The organism is Cellulomonas sp. NPDC055163 (genome assembly GCF_053607065.1).
This window is the reverse complement of record NZ_JBSGSU010000004.1, coordinates 40653-50270: the sequence shown is the minus strand read 5'-3', so window position 1 is coordinate 50270 and position 9618 is coordinate 40653. Positions and strand designations below refer to the sequence as shown.

Annotated in this window: 8 protein-coding genes; 7 read left to right on the top strand and 1 reads right to left on the bottom strand. The window is 73.4% G+C overall.

Translation table 11 applies throughout. The features are described 5' to 3' along the window. The first annotated feature begins 80 nt into the window (after positions 1-80). From mmsA to ACWFNE_RS08705, 5 genes are all read left to right on the top strand, one after another. Positions 81-1631, top strand: coding sequence for a multiple monosaccharide ABC transporter ATP-binding protein (gene mmsA / locus ACWFNE_RS08725; RefSeq protein ID WP_452122030.1), 1551 nt, complete (start codon positions 81-83; stop codon positions 1629-1631). Continuing rightward, entirely contained in the window at positions 1628-2851 is a 1224-nt protein-coding gene (gene mmsB / locus ACWFNE_RS08720; protein ID WP_452122029.1) for a multiple monosaccharide ABC transporter permease, read from the top strand. The genes mmsA and mmsB overlap by 4 nt, the downstream gene beginning before the upstream one ends. A gap of 187 nt (positions 2852-3038) precedes the next feature. Then, a complete protein-coding gene (locus ACWFNE_RS08715) occupies positions 3039-4265 on the top strand; it encodes a lactonase family protein (RefSeq protein WP_452122028.1) in 1227 nt (408 codons plus the stop codon). A gap of 157 nt (positions 4266-4422) precedes the next feature. Further along, positions 4423-5802, top strand: coding sequence for a D-inositol-3-phosphate glycosyltransferase (gene mshA, locus ACWFNE_RS08710; RefSeq protein ID WP_452122027.1), 1380 nt, complete (start codon positions 4423-4425; stop codon positions 5800-5802). Positions 5803-5862: 60 nt separating this feature from the next. After that, complete coding sequence (locus ACWFNE_RS08705; protein WP_452122026.1) at positions 5863-6603, top strand: phosphoglyceromutase; 741 nt, start codon at positions 5863-5865, stop codon at positions 6601-6603. Positions 6604-6752: 149 nt separating this feature from the next. Here the strand turns inward: ACWFNE_RS08705 and phoU are convergent, their stop codons facing one another. Then, on the bottom strand, positions 6753-7412 hold the full coding sequence (phoU, locus tag ACWFNE_RS08700; RefSeq protein ID WP_452122025.1) for a phosphate signaling complex protein PhoU: 660 nt from the start codon (positions 7410-7412) through the stop codon (positions 6753-6755). Between the two features lie 153 nt (positions 7413-7565). Here phoU and ACWFNE_RS08695 point away from each other — a divergent pair, with 153 nt between their 5' ends. Then, complete coding sequence (locus ACWFNE_RS08695; protein WP_452122024.1) at positions 7566-8822, top strand: sensor histidine kinase; 1257 nt, start codon at positions 7566-7568, stop codon at positions 8820-8822. Beyond that, complete coding sequence (locus ACWFNE_RS08690) at positions 8819-9538, top strand: response regulator (RefSeq protein WP_452122023.1); 720 nt, start codon at positions 8819-8821, stop codon at positions 9536-9538. Before ACWFNE_RS08695 ends, ACWFNE_RS08690 begins: the two co-directional genes overlap by 4 nt. Positions 9539-9618: the final 80 nt, after the last annotated feature.

The window sequence follows — 9618 nt, the reverse complement described above, 5'->3', positions numbered from 1 at the left end:
GCGCACGCCGCCCCGACCGGCCTCCGCCGGGACCACGCCGGGCGTCCGGCGGTCCACCGACGACACGACTGCGAGCAGACATGACAGGCGATCGAACGATCCTCGAGATGCGCGGCATCACCAAGACGTTCCCGGGCGTCAAGGCGCTGCAGGACGTCACCCTCGAGGTCAGGCGCGGCGAGGTCCACGCGATCTGCGGGGAGAACGGGGCCGGCAAGTCGACCCTGATGAAGGTCCTCTCGGGCGTGTACCCGCACGGCGACTACCAGGGCGACATCCTCTTCGAGGGCGAGACCTGCGAGTTCAAGGGCATCCGCGACAGCGAGGAGCGCGGGATCGTCATCATCCACCAGGAGCTCGCGCTCAGCCCGTTCCTGTCGATCGCCGAGAACATCTTCCTCGGCAACGAGCGCTCGAAGCGTGGCGTCATCGACTGGAACAGCACCAACGCCGAGGCCGCGAAGCTGCTCGCACGGGTCGGGCTCACCGAGAGCCCCGACACCAAGATCATGGACATCGGCGTCGGCAAGCAGCAGCTCGTCGAGATCGCCAAGGCGCTGTCCAAGCGCGTCAAGCTGCTCATCCTCGACGAGCCCACGGCCGCGCTGAACGACGACGACAGCGCGCACCTGCTCGACCTGCTCCGCAGCCTCCAGGGCCAGGGCATCACGTCGATCATCATCAGCCACAAGCTCAACGAGATCGCGGCGATCGCGGACACCACGACGGTCATCCGCGACGGCCGCACCATCGAGACCATGTCGATGCACGGCGACGAGCCGGTCTCCGAGGAGCGGATCATCCGCGCCATGGTGGGGCGCTCGCTCGACGCGCGGTTCCCCGACCGGGAGCCGGTGATCGGCGAGGAGGTCCTGCGCATCGAGGACTGGACCGTGCACCACCCCGTCGACCACGGTCGCGTCGTCGTCGACGGCGCCAACCTGTTCGTGCGCCGCGGCGAGATCGTCGGCATCGCCGGCCTCATGGGTGCGGGCCGCACCGAGCTCGCGATGAGCGTGTTCGGGCACGCGTACGGCTCCAACATCTCGGGCCGTATCCTCAAGGACGGCAAGCCGATCCAGGTCGGCTCGGTGCGCGAGGCGATCCGTCACGGCATCGCGTACGCGACCGAGGACCGCAAGCGCTACGGCCTCAACCTCATCGACACGATCAAGCGCAACGTCTCGTCGGCCGCGCTCGGCAAGGTCGCCCGCCTCGGCGTCGTCGACCGCGAGGGCGAGACGAAGATCGCCGAGCAGTACCGCAAGGACCTCAACGTCAAGACCCCCACGGTCGAGGCCCTCGTCGGCAAGCTCTCGGGCGGCAACCAGCAGAAGGTCGTGCTGAGCAAGTGGATCTTCGCGGACCCCGACGTGCTCATCCTCGACGAGCCGACCCGCGGAATCGACGTCGGCGCGAAGTTCGAGATCTACACGATCATGAACGCGCTCGCGGCTCAGGGGAAGGCGATCATCGTGATCTCCTCCGAGCTCCCCGAGCTGCTCGGCACGTGCGACCGCATCTACGCCCTCTCGCAGGGCCGCATCACGGGTGAGGTGTCCCGCGAGGACGCGACCCAGGAGACCCTCATGCACTACATGACCATGGAGAAGGACGGGGCCGCCCGATGAGCACCACCATGACACCCGAGACGCCGGCGCAGGCCCGGGTCTCGCCGCTCGCGCGCCTCCAGGGCATGGGCGGCAACATGCGCCAGTACGGCATCTTCGGCGCGCTCGTCGTGATCGTCGTGCTGTTCCAGGTCCTCACCGACGGCAAGCTCCTGCTGCCCAACAACGTCGCGAGCCTGATCCAGCAGAACGCGTACGTCATGATCCTCGCGATCGGCATGGTCATGGTGATCGTCGCCGGGCACATCGACCTGTCGGTCGGCTCGCAGGTCGCGTTCATCGGCGGGCTCGTCGCGCTGATGATGAAGGACTACGAGCTCCCGTGGCTCGTCGCGGTCCTGGTCGGCCTCGCGGTCGGGGCGCTGGTCGGTGCCTGGCAGGGGTACTGGGTCGCCTACATCGGGATACCCGCGTTCATCGTCACGCTCGCCGGGATGCTGATCTTCCGCGGTTTCGCCATCCTGCTCGTCGGCGTCACGGTCGCCGGCTTCCCCGGGCCGTTCATCGACATCTCGGGCGGCTCGATCCCGAACTTCCTCGGTTTCGCGGGGAACGCGGACGCCGTGACGCTCGTGCTCGGCGCGCTCGTGATCGCGGCGCTCGTCGGCAGCCAGGTCCGGGCGCGGTCCGTGCTCAAGAAGCACGACCTCAAGACCGAGGCGTTCCCGCTGTTCCTGACGAAGATCGTGCTCATCACGATCGGCATCGGCGCGGTCACCTGGGTGCTCTCGCAGAGCGCGGGCGGCACCCCGATCGTGCTCATCATCGTCGGCGTGCTGATCCTCGCGTACACGTTCCTCATGGGCCGCACAGTGTTCGGCCGGCACATCTACGCGATCGGCGGCAACGTCCAGGCGGCGGTGCTGTCCGGGGTCAACACGCGCAGCGTGAACTTCTGGATCTTCGTCAACATGGGCTTCCTCGCCGCCGTCGCGTCGGTCGTCGTGACGTCGCGTGCCGGTGCGGCGGTCGCCGCCGCCGGGCAGAACTACGAGCTCGACGCGATCGCGGCCTGCTTCATCGGCGGCGCGGCGGTCACGGGCGGTGTCGGCCGGATCTCGGGCGCCATCATCGGTGCGCTCATCATGGGCGTGCTCAACATGGGCCTGTCGATCCTCGCGGTCGACCCGGCGGTGCAGCAGGCGATCAAGGGCTTCGTGCTCCTCCTCGCCGTGGCGTTCGACCTGATCAACAAGCGCCGCGCGGGCGGCGCGCGCTGAGCCACCGGCGTCCCGCTCCCTCCCGACGCGCCCGCGTCGACCGGCCCTGGGGGGTCGCGTCGACGCGGGCGCGTCGCGTCCGGACTCGGGGCGGCGCGGTGGACCCGCGCTCGGCGCGTGCCTCGGCGCCCGGGGTGCCCCGGACGCTCCCGGCGCTGTCGCGGCGTACCGCCTACGCTCGGCTCCCGTGACCGAGCAGCCGAGCAACCACCCCACGAGCACCCGCCCCACGACCACCCCGGCGACCTCCGCCGCGCCGGCGTCTGCGCCGTCCGCCGCGTCGCGCGACCTGTGGGTCGGCACGTACCCGGCCGCGGGTGCCGGCACCCCCGCCGGGCTGGGCGAGGGCGTCTGGCGCGTGACGCTCGACGTCGCGACGGGCGAGCTCCGCGACGCCCGGCAGGTCGTGGCGACGCCCGCGCCGTCGTTCGTCGCGGCGCACCCGTCGGGGCGGGTGCTGTACGCGGTGGGGGAGCGGTCCGAGGGGACGGTGACGGCGTTCGCGGTGCGCGGCGGCGGGGTGGAGGGTGACACGTGCGCCGGGGGCGGCCCGTCCGGCGGCACCGTGCCGGTGCGGCTCGACCCGGTCGCGACGGTCGCGTCGGGCGGCGCCGACCCCTGCCACCTCCTGCTGGGCCCGGACGCGCGCACCCTGTACGTCGCGAACTACTCGGCGGGCACGGTCGCGGTGCTGCCGCTCGACGCGGACGGTGCGTTCGCGCCCGAGGTCCTCGCGTCCGGCGCGCCCGTGCAGGTGCTCGGGCACGAGGGCAGCGGCCCCGACGCGAGCCGCCAGGAGTCGCCGCACGCCCACTTCGTCGCGCTCGCGCCCGGTGCGTCGCACGTGCTCGTGTGCGACCTGGGGACCGACGAGCTCCGGCGCTACCGCGTCGAGGCCGGCGGGCTCCTCGCGGAGGACGGCGTGGCGGCGACCTTCCCGCCGGGCACGGGCCCGCGCCACCTGGTCTTCTCCGCCGACGGGCGCCACGCGTACGTCGTGGGCGAGCTCGACGTCACGGTGCACGTCCTCGCGTGGGACGCGGCGACCGCGACGGGCCGCCCCGCGCAGGTCCTGCCCGCGGGCCGCACCGCGGCGCCGGCCGACGGGGCGACGGGTGTCGCGCCGCGCGTCCTGCCCTCGCACGTGACGCTCGACGGCGACCGGCTGCTCGTGGGCGTGCGCGCGGCCGGTGTGCTCGCCGAGCTCGTGGTGGGTGCCGACGGCCTCCTGACGCCCGTCCGCGACGTGCCGCTCGGCGCGGGGACCTGGCCGCGCCACCACGAGGTGCTCGGCGGCTGGGCGGTCGTCGCGCAGCAGGTCGGGGATGCGGTGGCGACGTTCGCGCCCGGCGCCGAGGCGCCCGCGGCCGTCCTCCGGCTGCCCGCGCCCGCGTGCGTGGTCCCCGTCCGCTGACGTCCCGGGCTCCCGGCGACGCGGCACGCGAGCGATCCCGCCCGCCCCGGTTGCCCGCGGCGACGACCGGGCGTCCGAGACGCGAGACAATGGGCGCACGACGGGCCCCCGCCGTGGTGCGGGTGCACGCTGGGGACAGGCCCGAGACCGGTGGCCGATGCCCGAGCCCGCCCGACCCGACCCTGGAGCGCCCGTGACCACCGAGCTGCCGCGCGTCGCGATGCTCTCGGTGCACACGTCCCCGCTCGACCAGCCCGGCACCGGGGACGCGGGCGGCATGAACGTCTACGTCTCCGAGCTGTCGCGTGCGCTCGCGCGCCGGGGTGCCCGCGTCGAGATCTTCACGCGCGCCACGTCGTCGGCCCTGCCGGAGACGGTCGTGCTGCCCGGGACCGACGCACGCGGCGACACCCTCTCCCGGGAGGACTCCCGCCGCGTGCTGCTCGCCGAGCACGTCGAGCCCGGCGTCGTGCCGCCCGTCCTCGTCCACCACGTGCCCGCGGGGCCGTTCGAGGGGCTCGACAAGAACGACCTGCCCGGCCAGCTCTGCGCGATGACCGCGGGCGTGCTGCGGTCGGAGGCCGCGCGCCGGCCCGGCTGGTACGACGTCGTGCACTCGCACTACTGGCTCTCGGGCCAGGTCGGCTGGCTCGCCGCGGACCGCTGGGAGGTCCCGCTCGTCCACACGATGCACACCATGGCGCGCGTGAAGAACGCGTCGCTCGCGCCGGGTGACGCCGCGGAGCCGACGGGCCGGATCATCGGCGAGGAGCAGGTCGTGGCGGAGGCGGACGCGCTCGTCGCGAGCACCGCGGAGGAGAGCGACGACCTCGTGGCGCTCTACGACGCGGACCCCGAGCGCGTGCACGTCGTGGCCCCGGGCGTCGACCTCGAGCTGTTCGCGCCCGGTGGCCCCGCCGGGCGCGCCGACGCCCGCCGCGTGCTGGGGCTCCCGCCCGACCGGCGCATCGTGCTGTTCGCGGGGCGTGTCCAGCCGCTCAAGGCGCCCGACGTGCTCGTCCGCGCGCTCGGCGTGCTCGCGCAGCGCGCCGGGGACGGCCGCGGGGTCCCGCTGCTCGTCGTGCTCGGCGGTCCGAGCGGTCGCCCGACGGCGGTCCGCGAGCTCGAGGCCCTCGCCGCGACGACCGGCCTCACCGAGCACGTGCTGTTCCGCCCGCCCGTCCCGCGTGCCGAGCTCGCGCGCTGGTACCGGGCCGCCGACGTCGTCGCGATGCCGTCGCGCAGCGAGTCGTTCGGTCTCGTCGCGGTCGAGGCGCAGGCGTCGGGCACCCCGGTCCTCGCGTCCGCCGTGGGTGGCCTGCGGTCGGTCGTGACCGACGGGGTGTCGGGCCGGCTCGTGCACGGGCACGACCCCGCGGTCTGGGCCGGTGCGATCGAGGAGGTGCTCGCGGACGACGCCGCGCGCGCGACCCTCGGGCTCGGTGCCCGGCGCCACGCGGAGCGCTTCGGGTGGGACGGCGCCGCCGAGCAGGTGCTCAAGGTGTACGCGCTCGCCGGGGCGCGCCGTCGCTCCTGACGCTGCTCACGGGCCGAACGTCCCCGCTGCGGTCCGACGCAGGTGCGGCAGGATGAACCCATGACCTACACCCTCGTGCTGCTCCGCCACGGCGAGAGCGAGTGGAACGCCAAGAACCTCTTCACCGGCTGGGTCGACGTCCAGCTCTCCGAGAAGGGGGTCGAGGAGGCCAAGCGCGGCGGGACGCTGCTGACGGACGCGGGCGTCCTGCCCGACGTCGTCCACACGTCGCTCCTGCGCCGCGCGATCACCACCGCGAACCTCGCGCTCGACGCCGCCGACCGCCACTGGATCCCCGTCAAGCGCAGCTGGCGCCTCAACGAGCGCCACTACGGCGCGCTCCAGGGCAAGGACAAGAAGCAGATCCGCGACGAGTACGGCGACGAGCAGTTCATGCTCTGGCGCCGCTCGTACGACGTCCCGCCGCCGGACATCGAGCTGGGCTCGGAGTTCTCGCAGGACGCCGACGCGCGCTACGCCGGCGAGCCGATCCCGCGCGCGGAGGCGCTCGCGCAGGTCCTCGACCGCTCGCTGCCGTACTGGCACAGCGACATCGTCCCCGACCTGCAGGCGGGCAAGACGGTGCTCGTCGCGGCGCACGGCAACTCGATCCGCGCGATCGTGAAGTACCTCGACGACGTCGACGACGCGACGATCGCCGGCATCAACATCCCGACGGGCATCCCGCTGCGCTACGAGCTCGACGAGGAGACCCTCAAGCCCGTGACGCGCGGTGGCGAGTACCTCGACCCCGACGCCGCGGCGGCGGCCATCGCCGCGGTGGCGAACCAGGGCAAGTAGGCCCCGAGCCGTCGACCGAGCACGACGAACGCCGCGGTGCACCGTCCGGTGCTCCGCGGCGTTCGTCGTCCCGGGGTCCGTACGCCTCGTCGGCGCCCAGGGCCTCGTGCGAGACCCCGACCTCCGGGATCGAGCCGGGTCGAGCGGTCCTACCGCCCGGCGCGCGAGTCCTCGAACGCACCCGTGACGAGGTACGTCACGCGACGTGCGACCGAGACCCCGTGGTCGCCGAACCGCTCGTAGTACCGGCCGAGCAGCGTGACGTCGACCGTCTCCTGCGGGTTGCCGTTCCAGCCGACGCCGAGCAGCGCCGTGAACGTGTCGGCGTGCAGCGAGTCGAGCAGGTCGTCGTCGCGCTCGATGCTCTGCGCGACCTCGAGGTCACGCGTCGTCAGCACGTCCGTGGTCCGCTTCGCGACCCGCGTCGCGGCCTCGTGCATCTCGGTGAACGTGCCCGAGAGCGCGTTCGGGACGGCGACGCGCGGGTAGCTGCGCCGCGCGACCTGCGCGATGTGCCGGGCGAGGTCACCCATGCGCTCGAGCGTCGCGCTCATGCGCAGCGCGGAGACGACGACGCGCAGGTCGGTCGCGACGGGCTGCTGCTGCGCGAGCAGGTGCACGCACCGCTCGTCGAGGTCGCGCTCGATCGCGTCGATCGCGACGTCGTCCGCGATGACGCTCTCGGCGAGCTGGAGGTCTGCCGTGAGCAGCGCGATCCCCGCGTTGGTGATGGCGTGCTCGACCAGGCGGCTCATCGCCGCGAGGTCGTCGCCGAGCTGGGTCAGCTCGGCCTCGAAGATCTGCCGCATGGTTCCTACTCTCTGCGTGCTGGTGCGCGCGACCGTCACGTTCGCACCCGGAGGTGAACGGCTTCCCGCCCTCAGGTGAACATCGGGAGGCCATCGACCCGCCCGGGCCGCGCTCGTGCGGGGGCCCTCGGGGGCGACCGTACGCTGGCAGACGTGGATGGTCCTGATGGTGTCGTGGCGGTCGTCGCCGGCCTGCTCGGTCTCGTGGTCGGGGTCGTCGCCGTGGCGGCGTTCCGGTGGAGCGAGCGTGCGCAGTACAGCGTCCCCGCGCAACCCGAGCGCGAGCTCGACGAGGGTCTGGTGCGGGTGCTCGCGGTGCTGCGCTCGGCGGCCGTGGTGCTCGACGACGACGACCGCGTGGTGCGAGCGAGCCCGCCCGCGTACGCGCTCGGCGTGGTGCGCGAGGGGCAGGTCGTGCACGCGGCGATCCGCGACCTGATCGCCGACGTGCGCCGCTCGGGGGTGATCCGCGACGAGGAGCTCGAGCTGCCGCGCGGCCCCGTCGGGCCCGGCACCCTCATGCTCCAGGTCCGCGTCGCGCAGGTCGGCCCGCGCCACCTGCTCGTGCTGGCGGAGGACCGCACGCAGGCCCGGCGCCTCGAGGCGATCCGGCGCGACTTCGTCGTCAACGTCTCCCACGAGCTCAAGACCCCGGTCGGCGCGCTGTCGCTGCTCGCCGAGACGGTGCAGGACGCGGCGAACGACCCCGAGGCGGTCCGCCGCTTCGCCGGGCGCATGCGCGGGGAGGCCGCACGGCTCTCGGCGCTCGTCCACGAGATCATCGAGCTGTCCCGGCTGCAGGTCGCGGGTGCGCTCCAGGACATCGCGGTCGTGGACGTCGACGCCGTCGTCGAGGAGTCCGTCGACCGGGCCCGCACCGCGGCGAGCGCCAAGCAGATCCGGCTCGACGTCGGCGGCGAGCGCGGCCTGACCGTGTACGGCGACCACGCCCTCATCGTGACCGCGGTGCGCAACCTGCTCGACAACGCCGTCGCGTACTCCCCGGACGGGGCGCACGTCGGCATCGGGGTCCGGGCCGTCGAGGGGCTCGTCGAGGTCGCCGTGGTCGACCAGGGCATCGGCATCGCGTCCGACGAGCAGGACCGCGTCTTCGAGCGGTTCTACCGCGTCGACCCCGCACGCTCGCGCGACACGGGCGGCACCGGGCTCGGCCTGAGCATCGTCAAGCACGTCGCTGCCGACCACGGCGGTGACGTCACGGTGTGGTCGCGCCCCGGCAAGGGCTCGACGTTCACGCTGCGCCTGCCCGTGGGCGCCGTGCCTGACCAGCTGCTCGCCGCGGCGCCCGCCGCCCGCACGACCGGCACGCTGCCGAGCACGCCGGCCACGCCCGTCCCCGCACCTCACCCCGGCGGGGACGACCCCGCGCACGAAGGAGCCGCCCGGTGACCCGGATCCTGCTGGTCGAGGACGAGGAGTCCTACCGCGACCCGCTCACGTACCAGCTCGAGCGCGAGGGCTTCGAGGTGGTGACGGCCGCGACGGGCCCCGAGGCGCTCGAGCGGTTCGCCGACGGCGGGGCGGACCTGGTGCTGCTCGACCTGATGCTGCCCGGCCTCTCCGGCACCGAGGTGTGCCGCGAGCTGCGCCGCACGAGCGACGTCCCGGTCATCATGCTGACCGCGAAGGACGGCGAGATCGACAAGGTCGTCGGGCTGGAGATCGGCGCCGACGACTACGTCACGAAGCCGTACTCGTTCCGTGAGCTGCTCGCGCGCGTCCGCGCCGTGCTTCGCCGCCGCGGGGCACCCCCGGCCGCGGGCTCCCTGGCCGACGACGACCTCGACGACGGCACGCTCGAGGTGGGCCCCGTCCGCCTCGACGTCGAGCGGCACACCGTGCACGTGCGCGGTGCGCTCGTCGCGTTCCCGCTCAAGGAGTTCGAGCTGCTCGAGCTGCTGCTGCGCAACGCCGGCCGCGTGCTCACCCGCGGCCAGCTCATCGACCGGATCTGGGGCTCCGACTACGTCGGGGACACCAAGACCCTCGACGTCCACGTCAAGCGCGTGCGCGCCAAGATCGAGGACGACCCGGCCAGCCCGACGATGCTGCAGACCGTGCGCGGGCTCGGCTACAAGATCGCGGACACGGACGAAGCGTCCTGACCCGCCGCGCCGCAAGCCCTGGCCGCTAACCGTCGACCACCGTTCACCGGGGGTTCACCTCCGGCGGGCCACGCGGTCAC

Excerpts from the sequence above, each read along its gene's own strand:
- phoU (WP_452122025.1), bottom strand. The coding sequence starts at position 7,412 with ATGCGGCAGATCTTCGAGGCCGAGCTGACCCAGCTCGGCGACGACCTC.
- mmsB (WP_452122029.1), top strand. The coding sequence starts at position 1,628 with ATGAGCACCACCATGACACCCGAGACGCCGGCGCAGGCCCGGGTCTCG.
- mmsA (WP_452122030.1), top strand. The coding sequence starts at position 81 with ATGACAGGCGATCGAACGATCCTCGAGATGCGCGGCATCACCAAGACG.
- mshA (WP_452122027.1), top strand. The coding sequence starts at position 4,423 with ATGCCCGAGCCCGCCCGACCCGACCCTGGAGCGCCCGTGACCACCGAG.
- ACWFNE_RS08705 (WP_452122026.1), top strand. The coding sequence starts at position 5,863 with ATGACCTACACCCTCGTGCTGCTCCGCCACGGCGAGAGCGAGTGGAAC.